The organism is Pseudomonas sp. WS 5021 (genome assembly GCF_012985535.1).
Classification (GTDB): domain Bacteria; phylum Pseudomonadota; class Gammaproteobacteria; order Pseudomonadales; family Pseudomonadaceae; genus Aquipseudomonas.
The window spans coordinates 89,667-107,545 of record NZ_JAAQWP010000012.1 but is presented as its reverse complement, the minus strand read 5'-3'; the positions used below and the strand labels follow the sequence as shown (position 1 = coordinate 107,545).

Annotated in this window: 13 protein-coding genes; 3 read left to right on the top strand and 10 right to left on the bottom strand. The window is 63.0% G+C overall.

The window, feature by feature from the left end; translation table 11 throughout:
• Window positions 1-5: 5 nt before the first annotated feature.
• From HBO19_RS26810 to pbpC, 3 genes are all read right to left on the bottom strand, one after another.
• On the bottom strand, window positions 6-755 hold the full coding sequence (locus tag HBO19_RS26810; RefSeq protein WP_170058641.1) for a methyltransferase: 750 nt from the start codon (window positions 753-755) through the stop codon (window positions 6-8).
• Window positions 748-1,056, bottom strand: a complete 309-nt coding sequence (locus HBO19_RS26805; RefSeq protein ID WP_133713881.1) for a MazG-like family protein — start codon at window positions 1,054-1,056, stop codon at window positions 748-750. Before HBO19_RS26805 ends, HBO19_RS26810 begins: the two co-directional genes overlap by 8 nt.
• A 156-nt stretch (window positions 1,057-1,212) precedes the next feature.
• Window positions 1,213-3,543 (bottom strand): peptidoglycan glycosyltransferase PbpC, encoded by a 2,331-nt coding sequence (gene pbpC / locus HBO19_RS26800; RefSeq protein ID WP_170058640.1) that lies wholly within the window; start codon window positions 3,541-3,543, stop codon window positions 1,213-1,215.
• Window positions 3,544-3,642: 99 nt separating this feature from the next.
• On the opposite strand from pbpC, the gene HBO19_RS26795 reads away from it, so the two are divergent.
• Window positions 3,643-3,936, top strand: coding sequence for a hypothetical protein (locus HBO19_RS26795; protein ID WP_057437585.1), 294 nt, complete (start codon window positions 3,643-3,645; stop codon window positions 3,934-3,936).
• A 156-nt stretch (window positions 3,937-4,092) separates the two neighbouring features.
• Here HBO19_RS26795 and HBO19_RS26790 read toward each other — a convergent pair whose 3' ends face one another.
• From HBO19_RS26790 to HBO19_RS26780, 3 genes are all read right to left on the bottom strand, one after another.
• On the bottom strand, window positions 4,093-8,988 hold the full coding sequence (locus tag HBO19_RS26790; RefSeq protein WP_170058639.1) for an alpha-2-macroglobulin: 4,896 nt from the start codon (window positions 8,986-8,988) through the stop codon (window positions 4,093-4,095).
• Between the two features lie 135 nt (window positions 8,989-9,123).
• Window positions 9,124-10,071 carry a LysR substrate-binding domain-containing protein gene (locus HBO19_RS26785; RefSeq protein ID WP_170058638.1) on the bottom strand — a complete coding sequence of 316 codons (948 nt, stop codon included), beginning with the start codon at window positions 10,069-10,071 and terminating at the stop codon, window positions 9,124-9,126.
• On the bottom strand, window positions 10,071-10,919 hold the full coding sequence (locus HBO19_RS26780; RefSeq protein WP_170058637.1) for an EamA family transporter: 849 nt from the start codon (window positions 10,917-10,919) through the stop codon (window positions 10,071-10,073). Before HBO19_RS26780 ends, HBO19_RS26785 begins: the two co-directional genes overlap by 1 nt.
• Window positions 10,920-11,399: 480 nt before the next feature.
• Here HBO19_RS26780 and HBO19_RS26775 point away from each other — a divergent pair, with 480 nt between their 5' ends.
• Together HBO19_RS26775 and HBO19_RS26770 are read left to right on the top strand one after the other, a co-directional pair.
• Entirely contained in the window at window positions 11,400-11,699 is a 300-nt protein-coding gene (locus tag HBO19_RS26775) for a hypothetical protein (RefSeq protein ID WP_170042570.1), read from the top strand.
• A 99-nt stretch (window positions 11,700-11,798) separates the two neighbouring features.
• Window positions 11,799-13,142 (top strand): MATE family efflux transporter, encoded by a 1,344-nt coding sequence (locus HBO19_RS26770; RefSeq protein WP_170058636.1) that lies wholly within the window; start codon window positions 11,799-11,801, stop codon window positions 13,140-13,142.
• A 129-nt stretch (window positions 13,143-13,271) separates the two neighbouring features.
• Here the strand turns inward: HBO19_RS26770 and speA are convergent, their stop codons facing one another.
• The 4 genes from speA to HBO19_RS26750 all read right to left on the bottom strand — a co-directional run bounded on the left by speA (window position 13,272) and on the right by HBO19_RS26750 (window position 17,676).
• A complete protein-coding gene (gene speA, locus HBO19_RS26765) occupies window positions 13,272-15,185 on the bottom strand; it encodes an arginine decarboxylase (protein WP_169952043.1) in 1,914 nt (637 codons plus the stop codon).
• A gap of 196 nt (window positions 15,186-15,381) precedes the next feature.
• Window positions 15,382-15,753: a translation initiation factor Sui1 gene (locus HBO19_RS26760; RefSeq protein WP_169897394.1), complete on the bottom strand. Its 372-nt coding sequence runs from the start codon at window positions 15,751-15,753 to the stop codon at window positions 15,382-15,384.
• Between the two features lie 315 nt (window positions 15,754-16,068).
• Window positions 16,069-16,605 carry an NUDIX hydrolase gene (locus tag HBO19_RS26755; RefSeq protein ID WP_170058635.1) on the bottom strand — a complete coding sequence of 179 codons (537 nt, stop codon included), beginning with the start codon at window positions 16,603-16,605 and terminating at the stop codon, window positions 16,069-16,071.
• 3 nt (window positions 16,606-16,608) lie between these two features.
• Window positions 16,609-17,676 (bottom strand): DUF2333 family protein, encoded by a 1,068-nt coding sequence (locus tag HBO19_RS26750; protein WP_169952047.1) that lies wholly within the window; start codon window positions 17,674-17,676, stop codon window positions 16,609-16,611.
• Window positions 17,677-17,879: the final 203 nt, after the last annotated feature.

Genomic DNA, 17,879 nt, shown 5'->3' with positions numbered 1-17,879 from the left:
GCCGCTTAAACCGGACGGCAGATCCAGTGCAAATAACGCCCAAGTCCGGCAAAGCTTGGGTGACGACGGTGAGCGAGCTCCATCTCCAACAAGTCCTGCAAGTCGGCGCGGGCCTGGAACTCCACCGGCATATAGTCGTGGAAGACCCGCACCCCGCTCTGGCTTTCGACCTGCCACAGGCCTTCAAGTTGCGCCGCCAGTTCACGCGGGTCCAGGGGCTGTTGCGGGGTCAGGCTCTGTTTCTCGCCAGCCATGTCATTTTTGCGCATCTTGCGAAAGTGCCCCTTGAGCAAGTTGCGGTAAATCAGCGCATCACGGTTATAGAACGCCAGGGACAACCAGCCGCCCGGCGCCGTCAACTGGTGCAGCACCGGCAGGATCCCATGGGGTTCGGCCAGCCATTCCAGCACGGCGTGGCACAGCACCAGGTCGTAGGGCTCGGTCAGTTGACCCAGCAGGTCCTGCCAGGGTGCCTGGATGAACGTTGCGCTCTGCCCCGCCTCGGCGAACCGCTGGCGGGCACCTTCGAGCATCGGCTCGGCGGGCTCGGCCAAGGTCACCTGATGCCCGCGCTCGGCCAGCCACAACGACATATGGCCCAGGCCTGCGCCGATATCCAGCACGCGCAGAGGCCGGTCCGGCAGGGCCTCGGTCAAGTCGGCCTGCAACACCGCCAGGCGAATCGCACCCTTGGCACCGCCGTAGATCTTCTCGGCAAAGCGCGTGGCCAACTGGTCGAAATGGCGATCACTCATGGGTAAACCGCCGTTCGTTGTCGGCCAGCTTGGCGCTGACCACCTGGTTCATGTCCAGGCCCAGTTCGCCGCACAACAGCAGCAGATAGAGCACGATGTCCCCCACTTCCTGCCCGGCGTGGGCGAGTTTGTCGGCGGGCAACTGGCGGGACTGGTCTTCGCTCAGCCACTGGAAGATTTCCACCAGCTCGGCCATCTCGACGCTGGCGGCCATGGCCAGGTTTTTCGGGCTGTGGAATTGTTTCCAGTCGTTGTTATCGCGGATGCGATGCATGCGTTCGGTAAGGTGTTCGAGATTCATGGGGCGCTCCTGAAGGGGTATAGCTTCGGGCTCAAAGGCGGGGATGGCAAATAAATTTACGGCGCTTGTCAGGGCGCTATCGCAGGCCAGCCAGCTCCCATATTTGGCGGTGTTTACAAATCAACATGGGGGAGCTGGCTTGCCTGCGATGGCGACCTAATCCACCACGCTGAACTCAACCCTGGCCGTCTGCCCCGCCTCATCGAGCACACTCAGTTGATAGCGCCCCAACTGCTCCAGGCTGGCATTGATACTGTCCTGACTGGCGCTGTCCCCCAGCGGTGCACCATTGAGGAACCACCAGCGCCGCCCACTGCCGCCCAACGCCGATAGCTTCAAGCGCAACTGCTGCTGGCTACCCGCCGGTAACCGCAACTGGTCCCCCTCACGTACACCCACCACCGACAACGGCGACGCTACCGCCAGGGCCGGGGGTGGGCAATCCGGGTCTGGCGCGGGGATGCGCGCGTCACGCCGCTCGATCCGCGGCAACCATGGCTCCAGCGGTGCCGGCCACAGGGCTATGTCCCGCGAGACCGCGCCCGGGCAACTGGCCGCCACGCGCAGGCCCTTGGCATTGACCCACACGGTCTCCATCAAGCCGACACCCAAAGGTTGGTCCAGGGCCTGCAAGGTCGGCGGCGTGGTGTTGTCCAGCGTCCAGGCAAACCGCTGGCGCCGGCAATTGGGATCGCTGCGGCTCATGGGCTGGCCCAGGGGCCAACAGATCGCCGCCACGCCGACATTCATCGGCACCGCCTTAACGGGCGCAGTAATGCCGCGCTGGCTGTCGCGGTTGGTCAACACATCGTGCACTTGCAGCATCAACGGCGCCGCCGAGGCCAGGCCGAACTGGCCGGGCACCGGGGTGCCGTCCGGGCGGCCGATCCACACACCAATCAAATAGCGCGGCCCGACCCCAATGGCCCAGGCATCGCGAAAACCGTAACTGGTGCCGGTCTTCCAGGCCAACACCGGGCGCTGTACCAACTCGGCCCGGGGATCACGGTCCGGCCGCGCCTGGCCACTGAGGATGCGCCGCACGATCCAAGCCGCACCCGGCGACAACAACGGGCGCTCCTTGAGCACATCATCAGGCTGCAAACGGATGGCCGCGCTCTTGCCGTCGCGGGCCAACGCGCTGTAGCCGCCGACCAGGTCCTCCAGGCGGCTGCCGGCGCCGCCCAGGATCAACGCCAGATTCGGCTCGGCTAGCGCAGGCAGCGCCAGGGGCATGCCGCCGATGCGCATTTCGCCGGCAAAGCGCTTGGGCCCGTAGGCTTCCAGAAGCTGCACCGCCGGCAGGTTCAGCGAACTGGACAGCGCCGTGCTGGCCGGTACCGCGCCGGTAAAGCCCATGGAGAAGTTGCCCGGCCGGTAATCGCCGTAGCGTCGCGGCACATCCTGCAACAGCGATTCGGAGTGAATCAGCCCCGCGTCCAAAGCCATGCCATACAGGAAGGGCTTGAGGGTCGAGCCCGGCGAGCGCAGGGCGCTGATCATATCCACATGGCCAAAGCGCCGCGCGTCGTTGATATCCACCGAGCCCAGGTAGGCGCGCACCGCCATGCTTTCCTCCTCAACCACCAGGATCGCCGCCGACGTGTGCTCCGGCAGCCGCGCACGCCAGCCCAGCAGCAGGTCTTCGAGACGCCGTTGCAGGGTCGCGTCGAGAGTGGTGCGAATCAGCGGCGGGCTGTCGGGACGGTTCAAGCGCCGCGCCAGCAGCGGCGCCAGGCTGGGTTCCAGGCGCGGCGCCAGCAACAGGGGTTCTTCCAGGGCTTCGTCGACCGCAGGTTGCGGCCATACCTGAAACTCGGCCAGGCGCCGCAGCACTTTGTCCCGGGCCTCCTGGGCGCGCTGCGGGTGGCGGTCCGGGCGCAGACGGCTGGGTGCCTGGGGCAAAACCGCAAGCAGCGCCGCTTCAGCGTGGGTCAGCTGTTGCGGTGATTTGCCCAGATACGCCCAACTGGCTGCCGCCACGCCCTGCAAGGTGCCGCCAAATGGCGCGCGATTGAGGTACAGGTTGAGGATCTGGTCCTTGGACAGGTGCCACTCCAACTGCGCCGTACGCCACAGCTGGCGCAACTTGCCCGGCAGGGTACGTGAATGGGGATCAAGCAGGCGCGCCACCTGCATCGACAAGGTGCTGCCGCCAGATACCACCCGTGCACCGCTGAGGTTCTGCCAGGTCGCCCGCACCAGGGCCAGCGGGTTGACGCCGGGGTGCTGGTAGAACCAACGGTCTTCGTAGGTCAGCAGCGCATCGAGGTAATACGGCGAGACCTCATCGGTGGCCACCGGGTAACGCCACACGCCGTTGGCATCGGCAAACCGCCACAAGGGGGTGCCGTCTTCGGCCAGCACCACGCGGGCCAGGTCATCCTTGGGCAGCGGCAGGGGCCAGAGGCGGTCGGCCAGCCACAGCAGGGCTATCACCACCAGCAGGCTACCCAGGGTAGCGCGTGCAACTATTCGCAAATTCAAACGGGCAAACCTCTATGCTTCTAGGGAACTCGCCCAAGGGATTGGCGACCAAAGGCTCAGGTCCGGCAGATACGCCCACCCTTTCATCAGGAAACTCATATGCAGGTAGAAAGCTTTTTCGAATGGCTGGGCCAGGCGCTCGGTTCGGTCATCCGCTTTATCGTCGACGGGCTCAGTGGCCTGTTCGGCGCCCTGACCAATGCCGGTGGCAACTTTATCGATGGCCTGTCGCGCACCCTGGGCATGGACACCTCGATCATCAGCATCATCACCCTGATCATCGGCCTGATGCTGCTGTACTCGGCAGTCCGGGCATTTATGCGGGCCTCGATCATTATGGGGATTATCTGGTTGATGCTGGGGTTGTGGCTGCTCAGTTGGGTTGTGCATTAAATACAGACCCTGTGGGAGCGGGCTTGTGTGGGAGCAGCGGTGCGACTTGCTCGCGATAACGGTGTATCAGCCACCGAATGTATGGGCTGAAAGATCGCTATCGCGGGCAAGCCCGCTCCCACATAAAGCTACCGCCAGTTCCTATAGGGGTTGGGCTTAACGGCCCTTGATCACCATATCGGCCGGGGTTTCCCCCACTGCCTGCCAGTTCGGCCGGTACATCGACTCCACTTGCGGCGGCGGTACGCGATAAGTCCCAGGCGTGACCGCACGGGCCAGGTACAGCAGGTGCGTGGTGCCATAGCCGTCCAGGTTCAGCGCGGCCACGTAGCGATCATCGCGATATTCCTGATGCTTGATCGACGCATTCTGCATCGACTCGCGCCATTCCTTGACCTGGCTGCTGGCGTTTTCCAGGCTGGCGGCGCTTTGCCCCAGGTTCTGGTTCTCCAGCTCCAGGCCAGCCGGCAACAGGTCAACCACCAGTGCATCCGGCACCCGCTGTTTGTTGGCGCTGACCGCAATGTGCACCAACACCAGGTCGCCGCTGCGCAGGTTTTGCAGGTTCAGCGGCTGGCCATTCATCCCCAGGTACTCGCGGCGAATACTCAGGTTTTCGCCACCCGCTGCCGGCGCGTGCTGTGGATAACCGGAGATGCTCAGTTGCTGGTAAATCGGCTCGCTGCCCGGGTTGTGCAGGGTCAGTGGTGAGGCCAGCAACGGCCCTTCCAGCTTCAGGCCGGACTGGCTGTTGTTCAGCTCGCGGGTTTCGCCGCCGCTGCTCAACTGCGCCGTCCAGTTGGTTTCCGGCTTGCCCAGCAAGCCACGCCCGGCCAGGAACAGCGAGTTGCGCTCCTGGGTCGACAGCCACGGGCTGGCCGCCATCTGGTCCGACAGCTCGAACAGGCGCTCTTCACGCTTGCCCTTGGCCAGGTCGTTTTCTTCCAGCAGGGCCAGGATCATCGCCTGATCACGCAGCGGGCTGCCGTAATCGGCCAGCCATTCATTGGCTTTGCGCTTGACCGCCAAACCGGCCAGCAAGGCCTGGTCGGCACGCGGTTGGTCACCCATCTTCTGCAGGGCAATCGCCAACTGCACCAAAGGCAGGCCGGAGCGAGCATCGCTGCGACGTTCGAACAAGCTGCGCAATGCCCCCAGCGGCGCCTGCTGACTACGCGCCAGCACCAGCCCGGCATAGGCTTGTACGGCAAAACGCGTGTGGTCGGCGTTGTCGCTGTAGTCGACTTCAATCAGATTGCGTTCCTGCACATAGCGCAGCAGGCGTTCGCTGGCCTTTTTCAGCGCCTCGGGCGGTACGGCAAAACCCTGGTCGCGGGCGCGCAGCAGGAAGTCGGTGACGTACGCCGTCAGCCAGTATTCTTCCTCGCCATCGGCGCCCCACAAACCAAAGCTGCCGTTGTAGCGCTGCATGCCCAGCAGGCGCTCTATGCCCAGTTCGATCTTGCGCTTGCGCTCGGCATCCGGCTCGCCGGTCAACCCCAGGCGCGTCAGCACGGCGGCATCGGCATACAACGACGGGTACAGGCCGCTGGCGGTTTGCTCCAGGCAACCATACGGGTAGGCCTTGAGCGCACGAATCTGCTCGCCCAGGTTCAACGGCGGGCGGCTCGACAGGCTCAACAGCGCCTCACGCCCGGCCGGCTCAAACAGGGCCAGTTCGCTGTCCGGCAGGCTCCAGGCGTCGTCCTTGAGCACCGCGCGGTATTGCTTGAGCAGCGCCGGATAAGCCGGGCGCACACCCAATGTCCATTCGCGGGTAAACGCCGGCAGGTTCTCGCCCGGCAGGTCCAGGCCATTGACCGTGACCTTGATCTTGCCCTGGCCAAAACCGCCCAGCGCGCGCACCGGAATCTGCAAGGTGGTGCGCTGGCCCTGGGTCAGTTGCACGCTTTGCGATGGTTCGCCCAGCAGGGTCAGTTGCCCTTCGGCGGTCAGTTGCACATCGAGCTTCTGTGCCTTGCCCGACAGGTTGGACAGGTCCAGCGCCAGGCGCGTCTGGTCGCCGCCCGCGAGGAAGCGCGGGGCCGACAGCTCGGCAATCAACGGCGCGGCAATGACGGTCTTGGCTTCGGCCATGCCGTAGCGGTCATCGCTCCAGGCCTGGGCCATCAGGCGCAGCTCGCCGTTGAAGTCGGGGATATTGACGCTGACTTCGCCCTCGCCTTTCTCGTTCAAGGTCACCGGCGCGCTTTGCAGGGCGACGATGGTGACGCTGGTGTCCGGGCGCTTGCCGCCCTTGGCCAGCGCCGCGTCACCGCCAAAGGCCAGGCTGGCCAGGCGGCCCTGGCCGGCTTCGATCAACTGCCCATAGATATCGAACTGGTCCACGCCATACGCCTTGCGGCCGAACAGGCTGGAGTACGGATCCGGGGTCGGGTATTCGGTGATATTGAGGATGCCCACGTCCACCGCCGCCACCAGCACATGCACCTGTTTCGGCACGCTGCCATCGGCATTTTTTGCCGCGACCTTGACCGTCAGTGGCTGTTTGGGGCGCATTTTTTCCGGTGCGGTCAGGGTCAAGCCCAGTTTGCGCTGGGTACGGTCCAACGGCAGGTGCAGCAAGCCCACGGCGCGTTTGGGGGTGATGTTGGCTTTGCGCTCGCCGGGACGGATCACCAGCGCACTCACATACAAATCATGGCGCGACCATTTCGGGTCGAGCTTCACCGCAAAGCTCTTGCCTTCGGCCGGCACCTCGATTTCCTGCCACCACAACGGGCCTTCGCTGGACTCCACCAACAGGTAGCCCTTGCCGGCTGCCGGCGGGGTGACGGTGACGTTGGCCGTATCGCCATCGCCATACGCCGGTTTGTCCAGCGCCAGCTTGACCTGGTCCGGGCGCACGGCGCCGCCTTCGGTGTTGTCCTGGGCCTGGTAACCAGCCCAGAAACGCTTGCTGCTGATCAGCCCGGTCTGCGGGTCCTCGACCTCGACGCGGTACGGGCCCCACTCCACCTGGAAGCTGACCTTGGCGGTGTCGCCGGCCTTGATGTTGACGGTCTGCTCATCGAGGTTGAGGAATTTCTCGTTGTAGTGATAGCTCCAGCCGTCGTTGTCCGAGTAGTTCCAGTAGTAGTCGCGGCGCTCGCGGATCAGGCGGACCTTGAGGTTGTCGACGGCAAGTTTCTGGCCGTCCTGGTTGGCCAGCAGCACTTCGAATTCCGCCGGGCCATCGCCATCGGTTTCCTTGCCATCGAACAAGCCGCGCAGGCCCGGCAATTGCTCGGCCGGCCATACCGGCTGCACCAGGCGCCGGGTGATCGGGCGCCCGCCCGATTCTTGCAGGCTGGCCTGCACGATCAGTTGCAGCGGCGACTTGGCCTCGCTCCACTTGCTTTCCAGGGTCAGTTTTTCCTGGCCCTGGGCGTCGAGCACGCTTTCGTCCAGTTCAAAATCCTGGCTCAGTTCTTCTTCCGTTACCGAGCCAAACTCGTAGCCCGGCAGGGCTTTGACCGCCTCGCGCAGCGGGCGCACATACACTTGCCCGCTCAGGCGATTGCCCGCCGCCGGGGCGCCGTAGAGGTAGCGGCCATTGACCTGGATAACGGCGTTGTCCGCCGGGCTCAACGGCGTGTCACTGCCCTTGAGTTCCAGGGCCAGGCGCTCGGGCAGGAAGTCTTCGACGAGGAATTCATACAGCTGCGGCTTGCCGTCACCCAGGTCGAACACCAGTTGCCAGCGCCCGGTCGGCGCTTCGCCGGCCAACTGCAACGAGTATTGATAGAGGCCAGAGGCATCGGCGTCCCATACGAATTTGCGGCTGACCTGTTCATCCGGGCGGCGCACTTCGACACTCACGGGCTGCGGCTTGACGGCATTGCCGTCCTTGTCGCGCAGCAGGGCGTTAAGCAGCACGGTTTCGCCAGGGCGGTACAGGTCGCGCGGGCCGAACACGAAGAATTGCAGCGGGTGCGCAGGCTGGCCGCCGATATCGAACTCGGCCAGGTCCAGCGCCGCGCTGTCGAGGCGCAACAGGCTGGTTTGCTCGCCCTGTTTGGCCAGCAATACCTGGGCCTTTTTCGGCAGCGGCAGTTCGGCGTGGCCGCCCTTCTCGGTCTTGCCCTGGCCCAGCACGCGGCCTTCGGCATCGAGGATTTCCAGCTCGACACCGTCCAGCGCCTTGCCGCCTTCCAGCGCCTGGGTAAACACATCCAGGCGGTTGGCGTAACGGTGCACCGACAGGCCGATATCACTGAGGGTGAACAGCGTGGCCGGCTGCGAATAGTTGTAGGTGCCCGAAGCGCGCATCACCGCCAGGTACACGCCCGGCTGTTGCAGTTGCTTGAGGCCGGCGATGGGCAGCAGCAGGGTTTCGCGGGTGTTGCGCGCAGGATTGAGGTCGAAGCGGCCGCCGTACACCAAGTCGGCCATGGGCAGCAGTTCGCGCGACTCATAGCTTTGCAGGCTGGTATTGCGACCCCACTGGGCGAGAAACGCCGGCAGCGATTCGGGCTTGATACGGAAGAATTCGACGTCGATCTTGTCGACATTCAGCGCGATCACCGGCAAACCTTCGGCCAGGCGGGTGGGCAACAGGGTGCCACGGCTGGCGAAGCCGACGGTGGCTTGCAGGTCGCGGGTTTCCAGGCGGCTGACGTACTCGGCGGCGAGCTTGGCGTCATTGACCCCACGCAGGCCGGCGTCCACGGTCAGCACCAACTTGCGCTGGGGCTCCAGGTGGCGCAGGCGCAGTTCCATCAGGTTGTCGGAAAGCTCCCAGGCTCCATCGACCTTGCCGGATTTGCTGTCCACCAGGTGCAGCTTGTCGGCGAACTTCTGGTCCGGGTCCAGCGGGATCGAAAAACTCACCGACAAGGTGCTGGCGCCATCCAGTTGCACCTCAGACACGTCCACCACGCTTAACTCACGGCCGGCATAACGCTGCTTGAGCGTCGCCACATCCACCGCGGCCTTGGCCGGCACCGTCACCGCTGGCGCAGAGGGCGCGGGGGCTGCGGGTTTGTCGGAAGAATCGCAGGCGCTCAGCAGGGCCAGCGCACAGGCCAGGAACAATCCTTTGTTAAGCATGGGGCACTCGTTGTCGGGGTGTCTGAGGGGTGAACTATATATCAGTGCCAGTGAAGCGGTTGTGGCAGTGATCACATTGACCGACGGAGGGCGGTTTGGTTCTGCGTGCAGGCCAAGTCAGGCCAAACCCTACCGCTAAAGTGCTCCAGCACCCGCTATTTGCGGGTGGCGGGTCCGAACCTCCCGCAGAAACTCACCCGCGCTGGCCTTGAGCCAATCAATCAACCGGGCGATGTCCGGCTCGGACTGTCGACCATTGCGGCAAATAACGTAATACGCCGCCGGCGACATCATCACGGGGCTGTTCAAGGCAACCAACGCCCCCTCTTCCAATTGGTCGTATACCAACGCCGTCCGGCCCAGAGCGATCCCACCCCCCTTGACCGCAAGGCTTATAGCCAGGCTCGAATCCGGAAACCGAGGCCCAGGGTGATACGGGGGCGCCGCCGCCCCCTGGAACGCAAACCAACTCTCCCACCCCGGACAGATCTGATCATCCGCCCGGTGAATCAATGGGTACCGGGCGATATCCGTCGGCGCAATATCGCCATGCTCGCGATAAAACGCCGGCGAGCATACGGGAAACACCGCATCGCGCATCAGCAACTCGACATGATGCTCCGGATAGTCCCCGCCCCCTATGACTACTGCGACATCAAATTGATGAGCTCCCAGGCTGGCAGGGTTCATATCTGCGCTGCTCAGCACCACGTCAAGATTGAACGAGGCGTCAGTATGCGAGCCATGCATTCTGGGAATCAGCCAGGTCGAACAGAGCGAAGAGGTGCACAAGAGGTACAACGGCTGGGCTGTGCGCGGATTAAGAGCCTGCAGCGCAGCCTCCAGCCCTTTGAAAAACCCATCAGTGACCGGCAACAAGGCCTGCCCTGCCGACGTCAGCTTGACGCCGCGCGAGTGCCGCTCAAACAACTGCACGCCCCACCACGCTTCCAGGCCTGCAACTTGATGGCTGATGGCACTGGCGGTGAGGTTAAGCTCAGACGCCGCACGCGCGAAACTGCCCGTTTGCGCGGCGCTGACAAAAGCCTGGAGCATCGCAGTGGGTGGAGGGCGCTGAGCCATCAGGTGCTCACTTTGATCAGGATGATCCCGCAAACAATGACGAACGCCGAAAGCATCCGTCGCCAGCCGAACCGTTCATGAAAGAACAGCGCGGCAATAATGGCGCCGATAATAACACTGGTTTCCCGCAGCGCTGAGACCTTGGCCACCGCATCCAGCGACAGCGCGAACAACACCAGGCCGTAGGATGCCAGGTAAAAAACACCCCCCAAGGCCCCCACTCGCCAATGACTGCCAATGGCCTGGACAAGTGCCGCACGCTCCTTGAAAAACGCCAGCAGCGGGATAGGAATGCTCTGGAATACCGTCAGGTAAATAATGTATTGCAGCACCGTTTCACTGGCTCTCACGCCCTTGGCGTCCACCACTGTGTAGGACGCAATAAACACTCCAGCGCCCACCGCCATCAGGATCGGCTTGAGCATGTGCGCGGTCATCCTGCGTACAAATGTCAGGCTGATGATCCCCAGGCAAATCAACAACACCCCGGCCATCGCATGGAACGACAGTTGCTCATGCAGCAGAAAGTAGGAAAACAACGCCACCAGCACCGGCGGCACACCGCGCATCACCGGGTAGACCTGACCGAAGTCGCCCGTCTCATAGGCCTTGATCAGAAACAGGCGATAGACCGTATTCAATATCACCGAAAGCAGTACATAACCCCAGACTTGCAGGCTTGGCACATTGACCAGCGGCAGCGCCGCCAGGCAGATCAGCAATGCGGTGCCATCGACCAGGGCCAGGGTCATGAAGCGGCTGCTGCCGGCCCGGACAACAGCGTTCCAGGTGGCGTGCATGAAGGCGGAGATCAGGACCAGGGTGATCGCGATATCGGAGTTATCCATGGAGTTTGGGCTGTTCAGAGGAGAAGGCGGGTATTTAACTCAGCCTCGCGTGCCGGCCGGAAGCGAAAGCTCATCAGCACAGCCATGACCCTTCATCATGCCGACATCGCCACCACAAACACTGAAGACCTCCTGTGAAAGCTGGTTTGTGGGGGCGCCGGGCTGGCATTTGGTCACGGTTTGTAAAGGGCCAGCAAGGCGTGTCGCTTTAAATTGCAGGACGTTTCCTAGACAATCCTCAGCGCCTTGTGCCTGTTGGAATCGGTGACTAGTCTGCGGTCCGTCACTGCTTATCAGTGATCGGGTTTAGTCGCCCGGATCCTATATGGCGCATGGTCTCATGAAGTTTCATGGTGGCTGTGCGTAGGGCACCTTCGGGTGCGCCGGTTTGCCATATGGCCGGTCGACTAACCTGCGTACAGCCGCCACCCTTCGTTTAGTCGCGACGGATGTCAGCTCCAAACCATATGGAGTTACACCATGCATAAGATTGTCCCCGACCCACCCTGCGACCTGCTCAACGACCGCGCCGCCTTCAGTCGCGCCCTCAGCCACTACCTACCGACCCAGGGCTTCCACTCCATCAGTGAAGAACTGAGTTTCGAAGACTCCCTGCTCTACACCGCCAGCCTGCTGAACAGCGCCTCGGCCACCGCGCTCGACTGTGGTGAACACTTGCCCGGCGCCGAACGGGCCAAGGTGCTCGCGGTGTGGCATTTGCTGGAGATCGCCAAGACCACGGTCGACCGCTCCATCGAGTGCCTGCATCCCCCGGCATAAACACGATCAAAAAGGTGGGAGCGAGCAAGCCCGCTCCCACATTTGGATCTGCGCCGCTGTTGAGGGCCAGTTACAATGCCGCTCACCCAAGGAGCCCCCATGCCCACCTTACTCACCGACTGGCGCCACCGCCCCACTCACCGCCGTGTCTGGGCCCTGGCCGCGCCGATGATTCTGTCGAATATTTCGGTACCGTTGGTGGCGCTGGTGGACAGCATGGTCATCGGCCACCTGCCCCACGCCCATCAACTGGGTGCCGTGGCCGTTGGGGCCAGCCTGTATACCTTCCTGGCCTGGGCCATGGGTTTTCTGCGCATGGGCACCACCGGGTTTGCCGCCCAAGCCGCCGGGCGCAATGATGGCGCGGCGCTGCGGCAAATCCTGCTGCAAGGTTTGCTGCTGGCACTGGGGTTGGCGATGGTGCTGGGCACGGTGGGCATTCCCCTCAGCCACCTGGCACTGGAGTGGATGCAGCCCTCGGCCGAGTTGAATCAACTGACCCGCGAATTCTTCCACACCCGCCTGTTCGGCCTCCCTGCCGCCCTGGCCACCTACGCCCTGGTGGGTTGGTTCCTGGGCACGCAGAACGCCCGGGCCCCGCTGGCGATTCTGTTGACCACTAACCTTGTGAATATCGCCCTGAACCTGTGGTTCGTTTTAGGCCTGGACTGGGGCGTGGTCGGCTCGGCGCGGGCCTCGGTGATTGCCGAATGGACCGGCGCCTTGCTCGGCCTGGCCCTCACGCAAAAAGCCCTGCGCGCCTACCCCGGGCACATCGCCTGGGCGGCGCTCAAGGTCTGGCACAGCTGGCGCGCGCTGCTGGCGGTCAACCGCGACATCTTTATCCGCAGCCTGGCGCTGCAATCGGTGTTTTTCATGATCACGGTGCAAGGCGCCCGGCTGGGCGACGCCACCGTCGCGGCCAATGCCCTGCTGCTCAACGGGCTGTTGCTGACCGCCCATGCCCTGGACGGTCTGGCCCACGCGGTGGAAGCGTTGTGCGGCCACGCCATCGGCGCCCATGACCGCCAGGCCCTGCGCCGCTCGCTGGTCGTTGCCTGCGGCTGGTCATTGATCGCCAGCCTCGGGTTTGTGCTGTTGTTTACCTTCGCCGGCCACTTGTTTATCGCCATGCAGACCGATATCCCCAGCGTGCGCGAAACCGCCGATATCTACCTGCCGTACCTTGCGGTACTGCCGTTGATTGCGGTGTGGAGTTATCTGTTGGACGGCTTGTTTATCGGCGCGACCCGCGCGCGGGAGATGCGCAACGGCATGCTGCTGACGGTGCTGATTATGCTGCCGCTTGCCTGGGCGTTGCAGGGGCTGGGTAACCACGGGCTGTGGATAACGTTCCTGCTGTTTATGGCAGTGCGCAGTTTGACGTTGTGGGCGATTGCGTGGCGGCTGAATCGGCAGGGGCTGTGGCTGGGCGCACACTAATGTGGGAGCGGGCTTGCCCGCGATGACGGCAGATCAGTCAGCACCTGTATTGACTGATCTACTGCTTTCGCGAGCAAGCCCGCTCCCACACAAGCCCGCTCCCACAGCTTGGCGCTGTGCCTGCCGGTCTTAGGAAGACAGGTAGGACGAACGGGTCAGGCCCAGGCGTAGCGCATCCAGGAACTGGGTGCGTTCTGCCGCCGTGATCTTCGCGCTGGCGCACTTGTCACGGTAGTGGGTCATCAACTCCTCCGGCGACAAGTGCACGTAGCGCAGCATGTCTTCGATGGTGTCGTGGGTCTCGATCCCGGCGCTGTACACCGAGCCGTCCTCGCGCTGGTAGATGTTCACCGAATCGGTGTCACCGAACAGGTTGTGCATGTCCCCGAGGATTTCCTGGTAGGCGCCCACCAGGAAGATCCCCAGCAGGTAGTCCTCGCCTTCGTTCAAACCGTGCACCGGCAGGCTGGTCTCGATGCTTTGCTCGTCGACGTATTGCTTGATCTTGCCGTCGGAGTCACAGGTCAGGTCCTGCAGTACCGCGCGGCGCAGCGGCTCTTCGTCGAGGCGGTGCAGCGGCAGGATCGGCAAGACCTGGCCGATGGCCCAGGTGTCCGGCAGGCTCTGGAATACCGAGAAGTTGCAGATGTACTTGTCGGCCAGCTTGTCGTTGAGTTCGTCCAACACCTGGCGGTGCGAGCGCTGGCGGGCCTTGAGCGAGTTGTGCAGGCGGCGGCACACGGCGAAGTAGCACTGTTCGGCCAGGGCTTTTTCCGCGAGGGTCAGCTTGCCGTCGGCGTACTGGGCGGCCACGTCACTCATGTAGTGGGTGGCGCGCCAGTAGGTTTCGGTGACCATTTCAATGTCGGTCGGGCCCAGCAGGTCAACCAGCCATTGCACGGTTTCCGGCAGGCTCTCCTTGTTCTCGATCACCGGTACGTCGTCGTTGTGTTTCTCGACGTCGGTCACCTGCACCACCAGCATGGCGTGGTGGGCGGTCAGGGAGCGGCCGCTCTCGGAGAAGATGTTGGGGTGCGGCAGGTTCTGCGCGTCGCAGAATTCCTTGAGCATGCCCACCACCACGCCGGCGTAGTCGTCCATGTCGTAGTTGATCGAGCTGGCGTTGCGCGAGTGGGTACCGTCGTAGTCCACGCCCAGGCCGCCGCCGACGTCGATGTGGTCCACCGGCAGGCCGAGGTTGCGCAGTTCGCCATAGTAGCGGATGGCTTCCTTGAACCCGTGCTGGTAGTCCGCCAGGTTGGCGATCTGCGAGCCCATGTGAAAGTGCAGCAGGCGGATGCCCTGGTCCAGGCCCGCGGCGCGGAAGCGCTCGACCACCGACAGCAACTGCGCCGCCGACAGGCCGAACTTGGACTTCTCGCCACCGGTGTCGGCCCATTTGCTCGACGCCAGGGACGACAGGCGCACCCGCAGGCCGACCTGTGGCTTGACCTTGAGGTTGGCGGCTTCTTCGATCACCAGGCCCACTTCGGACTCTTTCTCGATCACGATAAACACGTTGTGGCCCAGCTTCTGGCCCATCAGCGCGAGGCGGATGAACTCACGGTCCTTGTAACCGTTGCAGACGATGGTGCCGCCTTTCGGTGCCAGGGCCAGTACGGCCAGAAGCTCAGGCTTGGAGCCGGCTTCCAGGCCGATGGACACGTCCTGGGTGGCGATGATGTTCTCGATCACCGCTTCCTGCTGGTTGACCTTGATCGGGTAGAGCGCGGTGTATTTGCTCTGGTATTCCAGGCGCTCGATATTCGCGTCGAAGGCGCCGGTCAGCTGGCGCACGCGGTCTTGCAGGATATCCGGGAAGCGCACCAGCAAAGGCAGGGACAGGCCGCTTTTGCGCAGCTCATCCACTTGCTCGTACAAATCGATGGGCGAGCTGTTCGGGCCGTTCGGACGGACTTCAACGCGACCGGCATCATTGATCGCGAAATACCCGGCCCCCCAATGGCGAATCCCGTAAACACTGCGGCTGTCCGCAACTGTCCATTGGCTGCCATCGTCTTTGCGTGTGCGTCGTACGGACATCGAAGTCCCCTATATAAAGTCGAAGAGCGCCACCCAAGTCAGAGGCTGGCGCAGTCTAAAGAGTGAAAATGACGATTTGCCTGTGAGAGGGGTAGACCCCACTTGCAGGACAGAGTTTAGACACCGGTCAGGAACAGGCTCTGTGAAACCATGGAGACGACGAGCGCGCTCGTCGGTGCGGGTTTCACAGAGGCTGCTAGCCGCCGGATTTCTTCGCCTTGTAGCCGAGCTTGATCAACTCGGCCAACAGCAACTCGACGTGATCGCCCTGGATTTCGATGATCCCGTCTTTCAGGGCGCCACCGGTGCCACAGCGCTTTTTCAGCAGCGTGGCCAACTCCTTGAGTGGCTCGGCTGCCAGGGGCACGCCGGTGATGGTGGTCACCGTCTTGCCGCCACGGCCCTTGCTCTCGCGGCGTACGCGGGCAATTCCGTCACCTTCGGGAATCAGGGTCTGTTTACAGGTACAGGCGTCCACGGGCTGGCGACAGTCCGGGCAATGCCGACCTGCGTCGGTGGAAAACACCAGGCCACCAAGGGCGGCGAAGGATGCGGCTTTTTTGGCCACCGGCAATCCTCTTGGGAGGATGAAGACTGATCAGTGCCCGTCAACCGGCCACCAACCGCGAAGCCCCACTCAGGCAGGGGCAGCGCTACCGAACCGCTCAGGCCTACCCGCCCCTGTAGGAGCGAGCTTGCTCGCGAAAATCGTCAACGATAACGCGGGCATCCAGACAGCACGCGGTGACATTGGTTTTTTCGCGAGCAAGCTCGCTCCTACAGGGACCGGGGAAACGTTGGAGCGGTTCGGCTTGAAAAGTCGCGCAGTGTAACGGCAAAAAGCCTACTTGCTAAGAGCCAAATGGCGCCAATTTATGCAACTTTAGCGACGCGCAGCCAGATAGCGTTTTAAGGCGGCCAATGAGTCGGGGCAATAGGACTTTTGCTCGATATCGGCCAGCACCGCCTCGATGCTCATAAAGCGCGCTTCCAGCACCTCTTCGGGCTGCAATTGCAGCGGCCCGTCCCAGACTGCCGAGAAGGCCGAGCACCAGAGCCGGTTGCCCGTGTCCTCGAAAAAGAAGTGGTCGTGGGCCGTCAGTTTTACACCGCTGACGCCCAACTCTTCTGCCAGCTCGCGGGCGGCCGACTGCTCATAGGTCTCGCCCGCCCCGACCATGCCCCCCGCCGCCACGTCCCAGTAACCGGGATAGATGGCTTTGCTCAGGGTGCGCCGATGCACACACAGCTCACCCTTTGAGTTGAACAGCATGATGTAGGTGCCGCGCCCGATCAGCCCGCGCTCGCGCAGATCGGCCCGCACCAGGGCGCCAAGCAGGTTGTCCTGCTCGTCGACCCAGGCGATGTGCTCGGCATCCGAGGCCGCGCGGTGCGCGACCTCCTTGGCGCTATCGACCATGACTCAACCCTGGTTCAGCAGTTGACGCAGGTCGATCACTGCCGCGTTGGCGCGGGAGATGTAGTTGGCCATCACCAGCGAGTGGTTGGCCAATACGCCGTAGCCGCTGCCATTGAGGATCATCGGGCTCCACAGGGTTTCCTGGGAGGCTTCCAGCTCACGAATGATCTGGCGCACGCTGACGGTGGCGTTTTTCTTGGCCAGGACGTCGGCAAAGTCGACTTCGATGGCACGCAACAGGTGGGACAGGGCCCACGCCTGGCCACGGGCTTCGTAGAACACGTTGTCGATTTGCATCCATGGGGTTTCCACCACTTCTTCATCGACCTGCGGCACTTCGCCCGGCGCCAGCGCTTCGGTTTTCAGCGCGGTGTTGAGCTTGACCCGGCCGACACTGGCCGACAGGCGCTGCGACAACGAGCCCAAGCGGGTGGCGACATCGCCCAGCCAGTTATTCAGGTTGTCGGCGCGCGCATAAAACAGGGCGCCTTTCTGATTGGGGTCGGACAGGCGTGCCTGGTAGCGGCTCAGGGAGTTGATGCCTTCCTGGTATTCCGATTCGCTGGAAGGCAGCACCCAGCTTTTGTTGTCGAAGTTGAAACGCGGCTCGGCCTTGGCCAGGTCGGCGTCTTCGGCCGATTGCGATTGCGAGCGGGCGAAGTCCTTGCGCAGGGCACGGGTCAGGTCACGCACCTGCACCAGCACGCCATATTCCCAGCTGGGCATGTTGTCCATCCACAACCCAGGCGGGAAGCGGTCGTTGGAAATGTAGCCGCCAGGCTTGTTGAGCAGGGTGCCCACTACGGTCTTGACGGTTTCGACGGTGGTAAAGCCGATGACCATTTGCTTGCCGTCTTTTTCGGCGGCAATTTGCGCGTTTTGCTGGACCGGGAACAAGGCCGGCTCCTGGCTCCAATACCAACCCAGGCCACCGGTGACCAACAGGTAAATCACCACCAGGGTCAGCAGTGCCCGGCTCATCAACAGGTTACGAAAATAGCTGCGGGAGGCCGACTTGGGCGCAGGGCTTGGGCCTGGGGCGCTGCCTGCACGGTTTTTCCAGTCCAGCATGGCGGATATCCTTTCAGTCACTTGAGTTCAATAGCTACGACCACAACCCTACCCCATCGTGCCCGTCTGTGCGGGGCTTTTAATCAAGGTGGCGCAAAGCTGGCACTCAACTATAAAGGAAGGGCGCTGATGCGCCTACGCGACCCAGCAGTCAGTAAATGAATCCCCGGGACCTTGCAGTTAATTGACGTATGACACTCGTG

What these genes read in the sequence shown, in the direction of transcription:
- HBO19_RS26810 (WP_170058641.1), bottom strand. Translation starts at nt 755, where the DNA reads ATGAGTGATCGCCATTTCGACCAGTTGGCCACGCGCTTTGCCGAGAAG.
- HBO19_RS26805 (WP_133713881.1), bottom strand. Translation starts at nt 1,056, where the DNA reads ATGAATCTCGAACACCTTACCGAACGCATGCATCGCATCCGCGATAAC.
- HBO19_RS26795 (WP_057437585.1), top strand. Translation starts at nt 3,643, where the DNA reads ATGCAGGTAGAAAGCTTTTTCGAATGGCTGGGCCAGGCGCTCGGTTCG.
- HBO19_RS26790 (WP_170058639.1), bottom strand. Translation starts at nt 8,988, where the DNA reads ATGCTTAACAAAGGATTGTTCCTGGCCTGTGCGCTGGCCCTGCTGAGC.
- HBO19_RS26785 (WP_170058638.1), bottom strand. Translation starts at nt 10,071, where the DNA reads ATGGCTCAGCGCCCTCCACCCACTGCGATGCTCCAGGCTTTTGTCAGC.
- HBO19_RS26780 (WP_170058637.1), bottom strand. Translation starts at nt 10,919, where the DNA reads ATGGATAACTCCGATATCGCGATCACCCTGGTCCTGATCTCCGCCTTC.
- HBO19_RS26775 (WP_170042570.1), top strand. Translation starts at nt 11,400, where the DNA reads ATGCATAAGATTGTCCCCGACCCACCCTGCGACCTGCTCAACGACCGC.
- HBO19_RS26770 (WP_170058636.1), top strand. Translation starts at nt 11,799, where the DNA reads ATGCCCACCTTACTCACCGACTGGCGCCACCGCCCCACTCACCGCCGT.
- speA (WP_169952043.1), bottom strand. Translation starts at nt 15,185, where the DNA reads ATGTCCGTACGACGCACACGCAAAGACGATGGCAGCCAATGGACAGTT.
- HBO19_RS26755 (WP_170058635.1), bottom strand. Translation starts at nt 16,605, where the DNA reads ATGGTCGATAGCGCCAAGGAGGTCGCGCACCGCGCGGCCTCGGATGCC.
- HBO19_RS26750 (WP_169952047.1), bottom strand. Translation starts at nt 17,676, where the DNA reads ATGCTGGACTGGAAAAACCGTGCAGGCAGCGCCCCAGGCCCAAGCCCT.